The 15983-nt window shown below is 73.4% G+C and carries 14 protein-coding genes and 1 pseudogene; 7 read left to right on the forward strand and 8 right to left on the reverse strand.

All coding sequences use genetic code 11. The annotated features are described in order from the left end of the window. Positions 1-2: 2 nt before the first annotated feature. Together G6R20_RS03250 and G6R20_RS03255 are read right to left on the reverse strand one after the other, a co-directional pair. Positions 3-959, reverse strand: a complete 957-nt coding sequence (locus G6R20_RS03250) for a hypothetical protein (RefSeq protein ID WP_163375544.1) — start codon at positions 957-959, stop codon at positions 3-5. A 467-nt stretch (positions 960-1426) separates the two neighbouring features. Continuing rightward, on the reverse strand, positions 1427-2017 hold the full coding sequence (locus G6R20_RS03255) for a flavin reductase family protein (RefSeq protein ID WP_163375545.1): 591 nt from the start codon (positions 2015-2017) through the stop codon (positions 1427-1429). Positions 2018-2176: 159 nt separating this feature from the next. Here G6R20_RS03255 and G6R20_RS03260 point away from each other — a divergent pair, with 159 nt between their 5' ends. Beyond that, positions 2177-3667, forward strand: coding sequence for a WS/DGAT domain-containing protein (locus tag G6R20_RS03260; protein WP_163375546.1), 1491 nt, complete (start codon positions 2177-2179; stop codon positions 3665-3667). 71 nt (positions 3668-3738) lie between these two features. Here the strand turns inward: G6R20_RS03260 and G6R20_RS03265 are convergent, their stop codons facing one another. Together G6R20_RS03265 and G6R20_RS03270 are read right to left on the reverse strand one after the other, a co-directional pair. Beyond that, complete coding sequence (locus tag G6R20_RS03265; protein ID WP_163375547.1) at positions 3739-4356, reverse strand: DUF664 domain-containing protein; 618 nt, start codon at positions 4354-4356, stop codon at positions 3739-3741. 80 nt (positions 4357-4436) lie between these two features. Continuing rightward, positions 4437-4994: a DinB family protein gene (locus G6R20_RS03270; RefSeq protein WP_163375719.1), complete on the reverse strand. Its 558-nt coding sequence runs from the start codon at positions 4992-4994 to the stop codon at positions 4437-4439. Between the two features lie 107 nt (positions 4995-5101). On the opposite strand from G6R20_RS03270, the gene G6R20_RS03275 reads away from it, so the two are divergent. The 5 genes and pseudogenes from G6R20_RS03275 to G6R20_RS03295 all read left to right on the forward strand — a co-directional run bounded on the left by G6R20_RS03275 (position 5102) and on the right by G6R20_RS03295 (position 10450). Continuing rightward, entirely contained in the window at positions 5102-6100 is a 999-nt protein-coding gene (locus tag G6R20_RS03275; RefSeq protein WP_163375548.1) for a YafY family protein, read from the forward strand. A gap of 11 nt (positions 6101-6111) precedes the next feature. Further along, complete coding sequence (gene menD, locus G6R20_RS03280; protein ID WP_163375549.1) at positions 6112-7863, forward strand: 2-succinyl-5-enolpyruvyl-6-hydroxy-3-cyclohexene-1-carboxylic-acid synthase; 1752 nt, start codon at positions 6112-6114, stop codon at positions 7861-7863. Further along, positions 7860-8345 (forward strand): DUF3592 domain-containing protein, encoded by a 486-nt coding sequence (locus tag G6R20_RS03285; RefSeq protein WP_163375550.1) that lies wholly within the window; start codon positions 7860-7862, stop codon positions 8343-8345. The genes menD and G6R20_RS03285 overlap by 4 nt, the downstream gene beginning before the upstream one ends. A 37-nt stretch (positions 8346-8382) precedes the next feature. After that, positions 8383-9573: pseudogene (locus G6R20_RS03290) on the forward strand (glycosyltransferase family 1 protein); the annotation flags it as partial. Positions 9574-9760: 187 nt separating this feature from the next. Beyond that, positions 9761-10450, forward strand: coding sequence for a demethylmenaquinone methyltransferase (locus G6R20_RS03295; RefSeq protein WP_163375552.1), 690 nt, complete (start codon positions 9761-9763; stop codon positions 10448-10450). A 66-nt stretch (positions 10451-10516) separates the two neighbouring features. On the opposite strand, the gene G6R20_RS03300 is transcribed toward G6R20_RS03295, so the two are convergent. Further along, positions 10517-11827, reverse strand: a complete 1311-nt coding sequence (locus tag G6R20_RS03300; RefSeq protein ID WP_163375553.1) for a geranylgeranyl reductase family protein — start codon at positions 11825-11827, stop codon at positions 10517-10519. 145 nt (positions 11828-11972) lie between these two features. Here G6R20_RS03300 and G6R20_RS03305 point away from each other — a divergent pair, with 145 nt between their 5' ends. Further along, positions 11973-13019: a polyprenyl synthetase family protein gene (locus G6R20_RS03305; RefSeq protein ID WP_132063049.1), complete on the forward strand. Its 1047-nt coding sequence runs from the start codon at positions 11973-11975 to the stop codon at positions 13017-13019. Positions 13020-13190: 171 nt separating this feature from the next. Here the strand turns inward: G6R20_RS03305 and G6R20_RS03310 are convergent, their stop codons facing one another. From G6R20_RS03310 to modA, 3 genes are read right to left on the reverse strand one after another with little or no spacing between them, the layout of a single operon-like run. Next, on the reverse strand, positions 13191-14417 hold the full coding sequence (locus G6R20_RS03310) for an ABC transporter ATP-binding protein (protein ID WP_163375554.1): 1227 nt from the start codon (positions 14415-14417) through the stop codon (positions 13191-13193). Then, the gene (locus tag G6R20_RS03315) at positions 14410-15147 is read right to left on the reverse strand and encodes an ABC transporter permease (protein WP_240341274.1); all 738 of its coding nucleotides are present in this window, start codon (positions 15145-15147) and stop codon (positions 14410-14412) included. Before G6R20_RS03315 ends, G6R20_RS03310 begins: the two co-directional genes overlap by 8 nt. A gap of 53 nt (positions 15148-15200) precedes the next feature. After that, the gene (gene modA, locus G6R20_RS03320; RefSeq protein ID WP_240341242.1) at positions 15201-15962 is read right to left on the reverse strand and encodes a molybdate ABC transporter substrate-binding protein; all 762 of its coding nucleotides are present in this window, start codon (positions 15960-15962) and stop codon (positions 15201-15203) included. Positions 15963-15983 lie beyond the last annotated feature (21 nt).

The following is a 15983-nucleotide window of genomic DNA, read 5'->3' on the forward strand; positions in this document are numbered from 1 at the left end:
GGTCACGCTGCGCGGCCCGGGCCCCGTCCGAGGGAATTCTGGATCCTCATCGCCTCGCGGATGATGGGCACGATCCTGCCGCGCAGATAGTCCTCCCACTGCCAACGCCGGAAGATGTTGCCCAGTGCTTCGATGTTGTTCTGCCGCTTCTTCTCGTCGCGCAGCTTCTGGCGGACGGACCCCTCGCCGTCGTCGATCCCGTACTTCCCCGACCCGTCGGCCTCGCCGACGAGCCCCCATTCTTCCCAGTACATGTCTACGAAGGTCGAGGTCCCGTCCGGGAAGATGAACTCCCGCTGGAGTTGCGGCATCGGCAGACCGGCGCGGCTGATGGTGACCCTGCTGACCGATTCGAGGACAGACTGGGCGCCCGGATCGGCGAACGCCACCACCGCCCGGGCCCTCGCGATGCCGACCCTGCCGGCAGCTGCCTCGAGCTCTGACGCCAGGTCGCCCGAGCTGCACAGATTGCGACGCAACGCCTCGTCCGCCGCACACACCGCGCCGGTGAAGGGACTCGACCGCGCGACGTCGACGATCGTCCGCGCCGGGGTCGTCACCGGGATCCCGTCCACCTCGGTCACGACGTCGGCGAGATCGAGATTGTGGCAGATCGTGTTCTTCCTGCGCCTGCTCCCGCTCCCGGGGCGGTGCCTGGTGGTGGTGACCCGCCGGGTATCCATTCCGTGGACGGGGAGGCCGTGCAACACGAGGGCCGACGTGTGGGACATCGCAGTCCCCGGGCTGATGCTCCCCGCCGCGGCCCGCGAGCGCATCTCGAGGATTGCCTCGGCCTGGTCGGGGCCGGTGGGGACGTCCGATGCGAGCGCGTAGACGCCGTGGCGAACGCGGTAGAGCTGACCCGTTCGTTCGGCGTGTTCTCGTGCTCGGCGGCTGTACCCGCGCGCGAGGAGTTCGGCTGCGGACATGACGACTGGGCGGGAGTGATCGGTGCTCATGTCCAGGCAGTATTGCGCTGGGGGAGGCGGGGATCGCCGCAGCGGGGGCCGCTTCCAGCTCGGCCTGTGGAGATGGCCGGGGTTGTGGATTCCGGGGCGCGGGCGGTCATGGGCAGACGCGTCGGAAGGAGTTCGGCGGACTGTCGGCTACTTGACGGACTGTCGGCTACTTGACCGGCTATGCACCGCCCGCGCCCCAGCCGCGCGGCCCAGCCGCGCGGCCCAGCCGCGTGCCCCAGCCGCGCGGCCCAGCCGCGTGCCACCATGGCGTCCCGCCCACACCGCGGTGCACGCGAGACGCCATGGTCAGGGGCGGCTGCAACAGGGGCGGCTGCAACAGGGGCAGCTGCGGCAGAGCTACTGCGACAGGGCTAGTGCGACTGGGGCGGGCGCCGCAAGGGCGGCCGACGCACGGGCTGCTGCTGGAGGCGCGGCCGGACGCGGGACCGGTCACCTCCGGGACCCACTCACCTCCTCGGCCGGGGCAGTTCGCGCGTGCGCGGGGCGTACCCCCACTGGTGGCGGCCCAACCGCGACGGCGGCAGCAGGGATCCGAAGTCGGGCAGACCGTCGTCGGCGAGCGTCTCGTCATCGATCGTCACGCTCACCACGCGTCCGAGCAGCATCGCGCTGGTGCCCAGGTCGATCACGTCATGGCGCACGCACTCGAACGCGATCGGCGCCTCGGCGACCCGCGGCGGCGCGACGACGTCCGAGAGGTCGGCGGTCAGCCCCTGCATCTCGAACTCGTCGACCTCCGGGCCGACGGGCGCCGAGGTGGCGTTCATGACCTCCATCAGCGACTCGGTGCCGATGTTCACCACGAACTCGCCCGTGTCCACGACATTGCGGTAGGTGTCCTTTCGTCCGATCGAGGTCACGGACAGGATCGCCGGGTCGGCGCAGGCGACGGTGAAGAAAGAATACGGCGCGAGGTTGGGCACCCCGTCGACCGAGATCGTCGACACCCACGCGATCGGGCGGGGTGTGATCGAGGCGGTGAGCAGGGCGTACATGCCCTTGGCCGGGGGATCATCCGGGGTGTGAACGACGCGCATCCGCCCATTGTGCCGCCGTGTGCGTTGTCGCTTCGGTCATAGCCCGGTGGTGCATGTCAACGCTGCTCTAGCGTGGGGACGAATCGACGGGTGCAACAGTGAGCAGTCGGCGGAGAGTGGTCGGCGGTGAGTGGTCGGCGAGCGAGAGGAGCCGGGGCTATGGCGGCGAACGACGGGGTCCGGATCCCCCTGCGCGACCAGCTGTGGCTGCTCATGGACCGCCCGGACAACCTCATGTACATCAACTGTCTGGTGTGGTTCGCCGAGATCCCCGACTGGGACGAGGTCACCCGGGCCATCCAGACGCGGATGGTCGAGGCCCACCCGGTGTTCCACCGCACCCCGGTCCGCCGGGGCCGCCGCTGGTATTGGGTCGACGACCCCGACTACGACATCTCCAACCACCTCGTGCGCAGCAGGCTTCCCGAGCCGGGCGGTCGCGCCGAGGCCGAGGCCTACATCGCCGAGCAGATGGCGGTGCAGCTGCCGAAGGGGCAACCTCTGTGGCGGGCCGAGTACATCGAGGGCTACCACGGGCACGAGGGCGAGCAGGAGGGGGCGCTGATCCTGTTCCGCGTCCAGCACGGCGTCGTCGACGGGATCCGGCTCACCCAGCTCGTGCTGGGTCTGTGCGACCACGAGGACGACTCGTCCCTGCCCAGCGTCGGCCGGGATCTCGCGCCCTCCGGCGGTGGCCTCCTCGGGGCGGTCACCGGGGCCGGTGCCGGACTGGCCAAGGACTCGTGGGGGATCGCCCGGGGGCTGACCGGCGCCACAGTCCGGTTCCCGCTGACGCTGGCCCGCCTGGCGCGGGACGTCGCGGCACCCGGTCGGTCACTGACGCGGGTCCCGACGCGCGTCGTGGAGTCGTTGACGGACAACATCAACGCGGAGAACCGGACCGCCAACACCTACCGGGGCGTCTTCCGTCTGCTGTTCGAGCCGCGATCCCCCGAACTGTCCTGGAGCGGAAAGGCGCACGCGGAGAAGAAGGTCTCCTGGATCGCGGGGCTCGACCTGGCGGCGGTCAAGCGGGTGGCGAAGGTGCACGACACGACCGTCACCACCGTGATGCTGGCCGCCGTGTCCAAGGCGCTCACCAAGTACCTCGACACCCAGGGCGACCGGCGGGTCTCCGACATCAATCTCATGGTGCCGATGGCGGTCTCCCCGGTCGGTGACGAGTTGCCGGAGGAACTGGGTAACCACATCACGCTCATCCTCATGAGACTCCCGTTGTGGGTCGACGACACCGACGAGCTCATCGAGGCGATCACCACGTCGATGACGCGGGTGCGCTATTCCCTCGAGCCGCACGTCAACTTCGCCACCATGCTCACTGTGGCCGTCACGCCCGGCCCGGTGGCGCACGCGGTGATCGACCTGTTCGCCAACAAGACCGTCGGCCAGCTGACCTCGGTGCCCGGGCCCGTCTCCACCGTCTCGCTGGCCGGCACGCCGGTGTCGGGGATGCTCGGGTGGGTGCCGATGAGCGGCGACCAGGCGTTGGGGATCTGCATTTTCAGCTACGACGGCACGGTGTCCGTGGGCATCGCCACCGACGCCGAGCTCATCCCCGAACCGGGAGCGGTCGCCGGGATGATCGAGGGCCAGTTCACCACGTTCGACGGCTGGTACGACGAGGACTGAGCCCGCCGCCGGCCACCGAGTGCCGGCCACCCCGCCGCCGGCCACCCCGGCGCCGGTCACCACTCCGCCGGTCACCACTGCGGGGCCGGCACCTCCGGGTGCGCGGCGAACCAGGCTCCGATGTAGGACATGTCGATGCCCTGGTCCTCGGCGATCAGCTCGTACATCGTCCGGCTGTCGATCGCCTCGCGCAGGATGTCGGCGTGTCCGGAGTGGCGGGCGATCTCGTTCAGCGCGTGCATCGCCGCCCAGCGTCCGTTGAACGACGGCTGGCCGGGCGGGAACCACGGCATCTCGGCGGGTACCGGCACCGGGGCGTCGAGGTCGCACGTCCGGAGGTTGTCGAGGGCGGCGGAGTGCCGCCGGTCGAATTCGGCGAGGATCTCCTCGGCGGTGGCGTCGGGGTCGACCCGGTTGACGGTCGCGGCCCAGGCGAACGCCTCCGGCAGCGACCGCCCGGTCGCGGGCGCGTCGGGCGCGGCGGCGGCGCGGGCCGTCCAGCTCTCGGCGACCTCGCCGATGTGCAGGATGAGCCAGCCCAGCGTCAGTTCGCTGGTGGGCAGGGGGCAGGCGCGCAGCTGGTCGCCGGTGAGGCCGTGGACGATCGACCGGGCGTTGACCAGTTCGGCGTCGATCCATTCGAGCAGGTTCTCTCGCTCGGTGTCGCGGGTGGCGGGGAACAGGGGCATGACGACTCCTCGTGTGTCGGGTGTTCGTGGCGGGCAGCAGGACGACGGCGTCGGTCGGGAACGACGGCGGCGCCGCCGTGTCAGTGGGTGTGGGCGTACAGGTCGCGGAGCAGGCACATCTCGGCACCGTGGTGGATGACCTCACGGTTGATGTGCAGGACCAGGGCAGCCATGGAGTACTCGGCCCACGGGCCCTCGGCCTCGCCCACGGGGGCGGCCAGGGCCTCGGCGTCGAGCGCCCGCACGCCCTCCATCCAGCCCGCGTAGGTGCGATCGAGTTGGGCGAGTCCGCCCGCGGCGTCACCGGCGTAGGTGTGGGTCATGTAGTCGTGGGGCGGTCCGCCGAAGTGGGAGTGCCACCGGGCGCCGAGGACGCCGACGACGACGTGGCCGATCCGCCACGCGATGGTCGTCAGCGGGGCGGGCACCGGCTCCGGGAACTCGAAGTCGATGGTGTACTCGCCCTCGCCGCCCTGCATGGGCGCGGTGCCGGTCCCACGGGGTCGGACGTCCCAGGTGCGCTCGTCGGCGGCGGGGGAGAAGTGGTATTCGTCGTCGGTCATGCCCTCCAGGCGAGGCCGCAGTTGGCCGTTCCAGTGGAAGTCGAGTTGGTCGACGAGCTGGGCTGTCCAGTCGATGGGGCGGGTCGTGGCGGTCACGGTGATCTCCTGACGGTGGTGGTGTCCGCCCAGCGTGTCAGCCCATCCGGACAGGATCGGTCCGCTGAGGGTGGGACACTGCTGGCATGACCGAGGACAGGATGCCCACCACCCAGCGCGTGCTGGGCCTGCTCGACCTGCTGCAGCGGCGATCGGTGTGGACGGGCGACGAGCTGGCGGCCGAGCTGGGGGTGACCACGCGGTCCATCCGCCGTGATGTCGACCGGCTCCGTGACCTGGGGTATCCGGTGGAATCTGAGCGGGGCGCGGGTGGCGGGTACAGGTTGGGCTCGGGCCGACGACTGCCGCCGCTGTTGCTCGACGACCGCGAGGCCGTGGCGGTGGCGATCGCCCTGCGGCTGGCCGCGGGCGGCGCGGTGGCGGGCGTCGGCGAACACGCGCTGCGCGCCCTGACCAAACTGGACCAGGTCATGCCCGGCCGGTTGCGCGAGCGGGTCGCCGACGTCACCGAGTCGATGGTCGCGGTCCCCGGCTCGGACACCCCGGTGGAGCCGGATCTGCTCATCGACCTGGGCCACGCGGTCCGCGGCACCGAGCAGGTGCGACTGGAGTACCGCGACCGCGCGGGCCGCGACACCGAGCGTCGGGTGGAGCCGTACCGGATCGTCGTGCTGGGCCGGCGCTGGTACCTGCTGTCCTACGACCTCGACCGCGCGGACTGGCGCACCTTCCGCCTCGATCGCATCCGGGCCGTCCACCGCAGCCGCTGGCGCTTCACCCCCCGCCCCGACGTGCCCGATCCGGCCGCGCACGTGCAGCACGCGGTGACCGCGGCGCCGTACCAACACCTGGCCCGGGTGGTGGTGTTCGCACCCGCGGCGGAGGTGGTCGAGCAGTTCCCGCCCACCTACGGCACGGTCACCGAGCTGCGCGCCGAGGATCATCCGGACGGCCCGGCCTGCCGGCTGGAGACCGGGGCCGCCGACCTCGACGCGCTGGCCTGGTACCTCGCGCGGTTGCCGGGCCCGTTCGCCGTGGAGTCGCCGGACGGGCTGCGGGAGCGGCTGGCGGGGTTGGCCGGGCGGCTCGCGCATGCGGCCGACCCGGGCACGTCCCCCGACTAGGCTGGGGGGCGATGAACCCCACCGTGAGCAACCCGAGCACCGCGCAGGCCCGTGTCCTCGTCGACGAGTTGGTCCGCCACGGGATCACCGACGTGGTCCTGTGCCCGGGATCGCGCAGCGCTCCGTTGGCCCTGGCGTTGGCCGCCGCCGAGCGGTCCGGCCGGCTCGCCCTGCACGTGCGGATCGACGAACGCGCCGCCGGGTTCACCGCGCTGGGGCTCGCGCTGGGGTCGAGGCGGCCGGTCCCCGTCGTCGTCACGTCCGGCACCGCGGTGGCCAACCTCCATCCGGCGATGGTGGAGGCGGCCCACTCGGGCGTGCCGATCCTCGCGCTCACGGCCAACCGGCCGCCCGAACTGCGCGGTACGGGTGCCAATCAGACCATCGACCAGGTGGGATTGTTCGGCCCGCACGCGCGCGCGGTCGTCGAGCTCGGCGCGGCCGGGGACCCCGAGTCCGAGCACCGGCACTGGCGCAGCGCGATCGGCCGGGCCATCCTCACCGCCACCGCGGCGGCCGACCCGGGTCCGGTGCAGGTCGACATCGCGTTCCGCGAGCCGCTCGTGCCGGGCGAGGGCGACGAGGATTTCACCCTCGCGGGAGACGCACCGGGGTACGACGACGACGAGGTCGGCGGCGGCCCGGAGACCGGTCGTCTGCCGGAGGGGCGTGCGGACGGTCGTCCGTGGGTGCAGCGAGCGGGGGCGGGGGTCGACTCGGCGCCCGCCGATTCGGCCGTGGCGGTGGATCTCACGCGGCCCACGTTGGTCGTCTCGGGGGTCGGGGCGGCACCGGTGTCGGGGCTGGTGGCGGTGCCGACGGTGGCCGAGCCCGGCGCCCCCGTCCCGCTGCACCCGGTGCACCCGCTGGCGATCCCGGCGCTGCGGCCCGAGCAGGTGGTGGTCACCGGCCGGCCGACGCTGCACCGCGCCGTCACGCGGTTGCTGGCGGACCCGGACGTCGACCTCGTGATCCTCGACGCCGGCCCGCGCTCGCCCAACCCCACCGGTAGCGCCGCCGAGCTCGCCGACTCCGTCCTCACCGGGTGGGGCGTGGACCCCGAATGGACCGAGACCACGGCCCGCGCCGACGCCCACGCCCGCGCCGCCGTGGACCGGCTGCTGGACCGGCATCTCGAGACCGGCGCGCCGACGGGACTGCACGTGGCGCGTGCCGTGGCCCGCGGCGTCCGGGCCGGGGACAACCTCGTGGTGGGTGCCTCCAATGCCGTGCGGGACCTGTCGTTCGTGGGCCCGCTCGACCCGGACGTGGCGATGTACGCCAACCGCGGGGCGTCGGGGATCGACGGCACGGTCTCCACCGCGATCGGGGTCGCGTTGTCGGCGCCGGGGCGGACCGTCGCGTTGCTGGGCGACCTGACCTTCCTGCACGACGTGTCCGGCCTACTGCTCGGGCCGCGGGAGCGCCACCCCGACGACCTGACGATCGTCGTGGCCGACGACGACGGTGGTGGCATCTTCTCCCTGCTCGAACAGGGGGACCCCCGCCTGGCCGCCGACTTCGAGCGCGTCTTCGGCACCCCGCACGGCGCCGACCTGGGCGCCCTGTGCGCGGGCGCCGGGGTGCCCTTCACCGACACCGACCCGGCCGGACTCGAGGCCCTGCTCGCGCAGCCCGCGTTCCCGAACGGGCACCGCGACATCGTGCCCGAGGGTCTGCGGGTGGTGCGCGTCGCGACCGACCGGCAGGGATTGCGCGACCTCCACGCGGCCCTGCGCTCGGAAGCCGTGGCGGACGGGTGACCGCGACGGCCCCGGTCTCTGCCCGGCAGATCCGTCGCGCTCGCCGTATCCGGTGGGGCGTGCGGGTGGTGGCCGTGACCGCGGGAGTGTTCTCACTGCTCACAGCCGTGCTCCTCGTGCTGGCGTGCTTCATCAACGACCAGCGGATCGACCGGGACATGGGCAGCGCCACGGCGCTGGTCACCGAGGTCACCGATCGGCGGGCCGCCGTGGAGTTCGACGCCGGCGGCGGGCGGACCGTCCGACCGGTGACCGGCGTGTTCTACCCGACCGGGCTCGTCAAGGGGCAGCGGGTGCAGGTCGAGTTCCGGCGCGCGAACCCCGATCTGGTGCGGGTCTCGGGACGCAGCTGGACCGTCGCCGTCGTGCCCGCCCTGTCCGTGCCCGCCGTGGTCGTCCCGTTGGCGGCGCTCGCCTACGCCGCCGCGTCACCGAGGGTTCACCGGGCGGCACCACGAGTTCGACGCACCGTTTCTCGCTGATCACCGGCCCGTGTCCCGGCCCGGCGACAGTGGGGTCGTGCGCGTAGCCATCGTCACCGAATCGTTCTTGCCGAACGTCAACGGCGTCACCAATTCCGTCCTGCGCGTGCTGGAGTACGCGCGTCGGCACGGGCACGACTGTCTGGTGGTGGCCCCCTCCGGACAGGTCGGCTTCTGGCAGGGCGCCGCCGGTGCCGTCCGGGCGCACCCGCTGGTCAGTGCGGTCGCACCACTGCTCGGCGGGTACGGGGCAGACGCGAGCGGCCCCGACCACCACCTGGGCTATCCCGTCCACCGGGTCACCGCGGTGAGGGTGCCGGTGGTGTCCTCCCTGCCGGTCGGCGCACCCAGCCCGAGCGTGTTCGGCGCCCTGCGCGACTTCGGCCCCGACGTGGTGCACCTGGCGTCGCCGTTCGTGCTCGGTGCCGCCGGTGCCGCCGCGGCCCGCGCCCTGGACGTGCCCTCGGTGGCCGTCTACCAGACCGACGTGGCCGGGTTCGCCGATGCCTACGGGATCGGTGTCGTCGCCGATGCGGCCTGGACCTGGACCCGGGCCATCCACGCGAGCTGCGACCGCACCCTCGCCCCGTCGACCGCCGCGATGGAGGATCTCGCGGCCCACGGGATCCCGCGCCTGTACCGGTGGGGGCGGGGCGTCGACACCGAGCGCTTCTCGCCCTCCCGGCGCAGTGCGGCCCTGCACGCGCTGTGGTCCCCGCAGGGGCGGCCCGTCGTGGGATTCGTCGGCAGGCTCGCCCCGGAAAAGCACGTCGAGCGCCTTCAGTCGCTGGCCGACCGGTCGGGCCCGGGGGGAGACCTCCACCTCGTCGTCGTCGGAGACGGCCCCGACCGCCCCGCACTCCAGGCCGCCATGCCCCACGCGATCTTCACCGGCGAACTCCACGGCGACCGGCTCGGGCAGGCCTACGCCACGATGGACGTGTTCTGCCACCCCGGTGAGTTCGAGACGTTCTGCCAGTCCATCCAGGAGGCGCAGGCGTCCGGCGTACCCGTCGTCGGCCCGGACCAGGGCGGGCCCCGCGACCTCGTGCAGACCGGGGTCAACGGCGTCCTGCTCGACCCGCGCCGGTACGCCGCCGAGGTGTCGCCGGCCGTGGACGCGGTGCTCGCCGACCACGAGCGACTGGCCGCCGGCGCCCGCGCCACCGTCCTCGGTCGCACCTGGGACGCGATCTGCGCCCAACTCTTCGACCACTACGCGGCGGCGGGCGCCCGGTCCGATTCGGGCAGGGTCGGCGTGGGCAGGGGTGGCATGGGCAGGGTCGGCGTGGGCAGGGGTGGCGCGCGCACGATCGGGGTCGACCGGACCAACGCGCGTGGTGTGGGCGGGAGCCGAGCCCCACGTGTGGTGGCCTGATCGGCCACGCGCGCCGGGGGCGGGTAGCGTCGACGGCGTGTCCCGCGCCAATCTCGACAAGCAGCCCCGCGACGTCGCGTCGATGTTCGACGGTGTCGCCAAGCGCTACGACCTGACCAACACCGTCCTCTCCGGGGGCATGGACCGCGTGTGGCGGCGGCGGGCCCGCTCGTTGCTCGCGCCGCGCCCCGGGGAGCGGATCCTCGACCTGGCCGCCGGCACCGCCGTGTCGACCGTCGAGCTCGCCAAGTCCGGCGCGTGGTGCGTGGCCGCGGACTTCTCGCTGGGAATGCTGCGGGCGGGCGCCGGCCGGGACGTGCCCAAGGTCGCGGGCGACGCCATGAAGCTGCCGTTCGCCGACGACTCCTTCGACGCCGCCACCATCAGCTTCGGGCTGCGCAACGTGCAGGACACCGCTGCCGGACTGCGGGAGATGGCCCGCGTCGTCAGGCCCGGAGGGCGACTGGCCGTGGTGGAGTTCTCCACGCCCGTGTTCCCGCCCTTCCGCGCGCTGTACATGAACTACCTCATGCGGGCGCTGCCGAAGATCGCCACCAGCGTCTCGTCCAACCCGGACGCGTACGTCTACCTCGCCGAGTCCATCCGCGACTGGCCGGACCAGCACGCACTGCTCCAGATCATCGAGGCCAGCGGCTGGGAGCGCGGCAGCGTCACCAACCTCACCGGCGGCATCGCGGCCATCCACCTGGCGCGCCGCCCCGCCTGACTCCGGCGCGGCCTGATCCGACCGCCGCCGCACACGCACCCGCCGCCGAAGCGGAGGCCCGGCGGGTCAGTCGGCGAAGAGGGGCCGACGGTCCAGCCTGCGGGCGATCGACCCCGCTGCCCGCCAGCCGCGGGCCACCACATCGCGGTCCGAATCGGCGACCGTGTTGGACATGCACCGCACCGCCGCGGTCATCAGCGCCTGCGAACGCATCCCGACCGGTCCTGCCAGCGGCAGGAACTTCGGATAGGTGAGCAGGCGCGCGGCGTCGCGGGCGATCGCGAACGACTCGCCGTAGGTCTCGCGGAGCACCGCGGGCCACGCATGCGTCAGGTCACCGGAGGTGGCGCCCGAGGGCGAACCGGCCGCGCCCGCTCTCGAGCCCGGGCCTCCTCGGCCGACACCCGCTCCCGCCAGGATCAACTCCGCGAGCAGGCGGCCGCCCTCGAGCGCGTAGTCGATCCCCTCACCGTTGAGCGGGTTCACGCACGCCGCGGCGTCGCCGACCGCCGCCCAGTTGGGACCGGCGACCGTCGAGACCGCCCCGCCCATCGGTAACAACGCGGACGTCACCGCCCTCGGCTCGCCGGCCAGGCCCCAGTCGCCACGGACGCTACGGGCGTAGTGCTGCAGTAGCTCCTTGACCGCGACGTTCGCCGGCCGCGCCGAGGTCGCCAGCGCACCCACCCCGAGGTTGACCTCGCCGTCACCCAGCGGGAACACCCAGCCGTAGCCGGGCTGGATGGCGCCCGCCTCGTCTCGGAGTTCGAGATCGGAGCCGATCCACGGATGATCATGACGCCCGGACCGGACGTAGGAGCGCGCGGCCACGGCGTACACCGTGTCGCGATGCCAGGTCCGGCCGAGCAGTCGGCCCACCGGCGACCGCACGCCATCGGCCACCACGAGGGTTCGGCACTCCACGCGACCGCCCTCGGTCCGGACAGCGGTCACCTCGCCGTCGTCGCCCCTCTCCACGCCGGTCACGCGCACGCCGCCATGCACCACGGCGCCCGCGTCCACGGCCGCCTGCCGGAGCCGGTCATCGAACACCGTCCGTCGCACCGCCGACCCGGTCCCACCGTGCTCACCGGCCGGCCACGGCACCCGCCGGGAGTGGCCGAAGCCCCGCAGCTCGAGCCCGCGGATGGTGATGCGGTCCCGCGCCCACCCGCCGAGACCCAGCCGGTCGACCTCCAACATCGCCCGGGGCGTGAGCCCGTCGCCGCAGGTCTTGTCGCGCGGGAACAGTGCCGCGTCGAGCACCGTGACCTCGCGACCAGCACGCGCCAACCACGTCGCGGTCGCCGAACCGGCGGGGCCGCAGCCCACCACGAGGACGTCCGTCGACGCGGGAAGGCCCATACCTGACTCCATGTGCTCCATGGTGGCAGGTCGACGGGGGCGGCGGTCGCCGGGACCTCGGGCGGGGTGGGGTGCCACCGCCCGCGACGCGGGACCGTAGTCTGTCGGGAAGGGCGGGCCACGCCGACCCTTCACCAGGCGACGAGGACGAGTGGGGATGTCGAGCGATTCAGTGACCGGCACCGCGGAGACGGCGACCGACCACACGGTGGCGGGCGTGGACGTCGGCGACGCCGACCTCGCAGCCGACCTGCGCGAACGGCTCGACGAGGTCGAGAAGCTGCTCGTCAGCCGACTCCAGACCGGCGAGGACTTCCTCTCCGAGGTCGCACTGCACCTCGTCACCGCCGGCGGCAAGCGGTTCCGGCCCGTCGTCACCCTTCTCTCGGGCTCGCTGGGCCCCGCGCCCGACCGCGAGCGGCTCGTCAAGGCCGCCGTGGTGTGCGAGATGATCCACCTGGCCACGCTGTACCACGACGACGTCATGGACGAGGCCGCCATGCGCCGCGGTGTCGAGTCGGCCAACAGCCGCTGGGACAACTCCACCGCGATCCTCGCCGGCGACTTCCTCTTCGCCCACTCCTCGATGCTCCTGGCCGACCTCGGACCCGAGGCCGTGCAGCTCATCGCCCAGACGTTCGCCGAGCTGGTCACCGGGCAGATGCGCGAGACCGTCGGCCCGGGCGTCGGCGGTCGTGACGAGGGTGCCGCCGAGCACTACCTGCGGGTGATCTGGGAGAAGACCGGCTCGCTCATCGCCGCGGCCGCCCAGTTCGGCGGCGAGTACTCGGGGGCGACCGCCGAGCAGATCGGCAGCCTGCGCCGCCTCGGTGACGCCGTGGGGATCGCGTTCCAGATCGCCGACGACATCATCGACATCGCCTCGCCGTCCACCGAGTCGGGCAAGACGCCCGGTACGGACTTGCGCGAGGGCGTCCACACCCTGCCGATGATCTACGCCATGGAGGCCGGCTCCTCGGACAGTGCACGCCTGCGCGAGCTGCTCGCCGAGCCGCTCACCGATGACGCGGAGGTGGCGGAAGCCCTCGAGTTGCTGCGCGCGTCCGACGGTATGCGGCGCGCGCGGGCCACGCTCGAGAAGTACGTCGATGACGCCATGACCGAGCTCGACGTGCTGCCCGCCGGCCCGGCGAACGAGGCGCTGCGTCGGCTCGTGCGTTTCACCGTCGACCGCGTCGGCTGACCTTCCCCCAACGACCCGGCAGCCGCACGGGCGCCTGTGTGGCCCGACGACAGTCGCACGCGACCATGGCGTCTCGCGCACGCTTCGGTGCAGGCGAGACGCCATCGCGGGGGGCGCCTGTGTTCGAGAGGGCTGCCATTGCGGGCAGTGGCTCGGGCCGGCGAAGGCCGGTCAGCGGCGCGGGTAGAGGGCGACCTGGGCCGCCTTGACCACGAGGATCACGGGCGAACCCGGGGCGAGCTCGAGTTCGGCGGCCGAGCGGCTCGTGATCTCGGCATCGACCCGCTGACCGTCCCGGAGTTCCGCCGACACCCGCGTCAGCGCCCCGGCGGGAGCCAGTGAGACCACCCGCGCGGGCCAGGAGTTCCGCGTGCTCGCGGCAGGCGCGTGCGCGGATGCCGGGGTCGGGGTCGGCATCGGGCTCGTGGTGGCCGGAGCCGAAGTCGGGGCCTGCGTGGAGCCGGTGGGTGCGGGATCGACGTGGACGGCCACCGCCCGCGGGTCGACGGTCGCCACCGCCCGCGCCCCCGGCCGCCATCCCGGCGCCGCGATCGCGCGGACCCCCGAGACGAGGTCGCCGCCGGGGGTGCGCAGGTCGTCGTCGCCGACGATCCCCTCGACCAGTGAGACGCCGGCCAGGCGCGCGGCGAAGTCGGACGCGGGCCGGGCCAGGACCTCTTCGACCGTGCCGGACTGGGTGACGCGGCCGGAGGCGACGACGACGACATCGTCGGCCAGCGCCCACAGGTCCAGAGGATCATGGGTCACCAGGACCACGGCCCGCCCGGTGAGCCGATCAGCGAGGAGACGCCGGATCGCGGGGGCGACCTCCACGTCGAGGGCGGCCAGCGGCTCATCGAGCAGAACGAGCTCCGGATCCACGGCGAGGGCCCGGGCCAGGGCGACGCGCTGCGCCTGCCCGCCGGACAACTCGTGCGGCCTGCGGTCGGCGAGGTCGGCGCAGCCCACCGCCTCGAGCTCGGTGCGGGCACGGTCGAGTGCGACCCGCCTGCGGACGCCACGGGCCCGCGGGCCGTACGCGACGTTGTCCACGGCCGACAGGTGGGGCAGTAGCCCGGGACGCTGCTCGAGCGACACCACGCGGCGGCGGTGGGCGGGCAGGTGGGTGCGGGGCGAGCCGACGACGCGGCCGTGGAGCCGGACCTCGCCCGAGTCGGGCCGCAGGTGCCCGGCGAGCAGCGACAGAGCCGTGGACTTACCCGCCCCGTTGGGCCCGACGATCGCGAGTCGGCGGCCTGCGGGGACGCTGAGGTGGAGGTCGACGTCGCGGGCGGCGACCCGGCAGGCCAGCTCGGCGGCGGGGTGCGAGGTGACGGGGTGTGATTCGGCGGGGCCGGGCGCGGGGGCGGCGTGCGACGCGGCGGGGTGGTCAGCCACGGCCCACCACCGCCCTGCGGGCGACGAGCGCGGAGACCGCCATGAGCGCGGCGGCCACCGCGATGAGCACCACGGCCAGGGCGAGGGCGGTCTCGGTGTCCGCCTCCCGGCTGAGGTAGATCTCCAGCGGCAGGGTGCGCGTGGTGCCCTGCAGGGAACCGGCGAAGGTCAGGGTGGCGCCGAACTCCCCGAGAGCGCGGGCGAACGACATGGTCGCGCCGGCGACGAGGGCCGGCAGGACCAGCGGCAACGTCACGGTCGTCAGGACCCGGGTCGGGGAGGCGCCCAGTGAGGCGGCGGTCCGCTCGAGGCCGGAGTCCACCGAGCGCAGTGCGCCCTCGAGCGCCACCACCAGGAACGGCATCGCCACGAACGTCTGCGCGATCACCACGGCCGCGGTCGTGAACCCGATCTCGATGCCCAGCACGGACAGGTGCTGTCCCACGACGCCGGTGCGCCCGAGCGTGATGAGCAGGGCCAGGCCGGCCACGACCGGGGGAAGGACCATGGGCAGCGCGGTGACCGTCCGGGCCAGTGCCGCCAGCGGCCCACTGCTGCGGGACAGCACCACCGCCAGCGGGGTGCCGAGCAGGATGCACAGGACAGTGGAGAGCGCGCACGTCCGCAGGCTCAGCAGCAGGGCGTCGCGGGCGGCCTCCGAGGCGAGGAGTTCGGGAACCCGCGCCCACGGGACGCGCGCGGCGAGGCCTGCCAGGGGCAGGGCCGCCAGCAGGACGGCGAGCACCGCGGCCGCGAGCAGCCAGCGGGGGAGCGGGGGCCGGGTCACGGCGGGCCGAAACCGTACTCGGCGAGGACCGCGCGACCCTCGGGGCCGGTGACGGCCCCGACGAACCGCCGGGCCATCTCGGCATCCGCGGCGCGGTCGAGAACGGCCACCGGGTAGACGTTCGGCACAGCGTCGGCACCGGCGATCGGGACCCGCTCGACACGGTCGGCGACGGCGCGGGCGTCGGTGGCGTAGACGATCCCCGCGTCTGCCTCGCCGGAGGTGACCTTGCCGCGCACGTCGGTGACGGTGGACTCCTCGCTCACCGGGGCCAGGTCGATCCCCGCGGTGTCCGCCAGCGTGCGGGCCGCCGCACCACACGGCACGACGGCCGCGCACACCACGAGTCGTGCGCCGTCCAGCGAGTCGTCGAGACCCGTGATCCCCGCCGGATTGCCGGGCGGGGTGATGAGGGTGAGCACGTTGGTGGCCAGCGGCGTCGGCTCGCCGGCGACCAGCCCCTCGGCGACGGCGCGGTCCATCGTCCGGACATCGGCGGAGGCGAACACGTCCACCGGGGCGCCGCCGGCCAGCTGGTCCACCAGACCGGAGGAGCCGTCGAAACCCAGCCGGATCGACACCCCGGGATGCGTCGCCTCGAAGTCCTCGGCGATCTCGGTGAACGCCCCGCTGAGCGACGCGGCGGCGAAGACGGTCAGCTGCTGCGCGACCTCGTCGTCGTCGCCCCCGGACGCACACCCCACCAGCGAGGACAGGCCCACGGCGGCGACCAGCGCGGCGGCGCGGAGCCGACGCACACCCCCGCCTATGCGGAACGG

The sequence above is a fragment of the Dietzia sp. Alg238-R159 genome, from assembly GCF_900537145.1.
GTDB classification, from domain to species: Bacteria; Actinomycetota; Actinomycetes; order Mycobacteriales; family Mycobacteriaceae; genus Dietzia; species Dietzia kunjamensis.

What these genes read in the sequence shown, in the direction of transcription:
- G6R20_RS03250 (WP_163375544.1), bottom strand. Translation starts at nt 959, where the DNA reads ATGAGCACCGATCACTCCCGCCCAGTCGTCATGTCCGCAGCCGAACTC.
- G6R20_RS03255 (WP_163375545.1), bottom strand. Translation starts at nt 2,017, where the DNA reads ATGCGCGTCGTTCACACCCCGGATGATCCCCCGGCCAAGGGCATGTAC.
- G6R20_RS03260 (WP_163375546.1), top strand. Translation starts at nt 2,177, where the DNA reads ATGGCGGCGAACGACGGGGTCCGGATCCCCCTGCGCGACCAGCTGTGG.
- G6R20_RS03265 (WP_163375547.1), bottom strand. Translation starts at nt 4,356, where the DNA reads ATGCCCCTGTTCCCCGCCACCCGCGACACCGAGCGAGAGAACCTGCTC.
- G6R20_RS03275 (WP_163375548.1), top strand. Translation starts at nt 5,102, where the DNA reads ATGACCGAGGACAGGATGCCCACCACCCAGCGCGTGCTGGGCCTGCTC.
- menD (WP_163375549.1), top strand. Translation starts at nt 6,112, where the DNA reads ATGAACCCCACCGTGAGCAACCCGAGCACCGCGCAGGCCCGTGTCCTC.
- G6R20_RS03300 (WP_163375553.1), bottom strand. Translation starts at nt 11,827, where the DNA reads ATGGAGTCAGGTATGGGCCTTCCCGCGTCGACGGACGTCCTCGTGGTG.
- G6R20_RS03305 (WP_132063049.1), top strand. Translation starts at nt 11,973, where the DNA reads ATGTCGAGCGATTCAGTGACCGGCACCGCGGAGACGGCGACCGACCAC.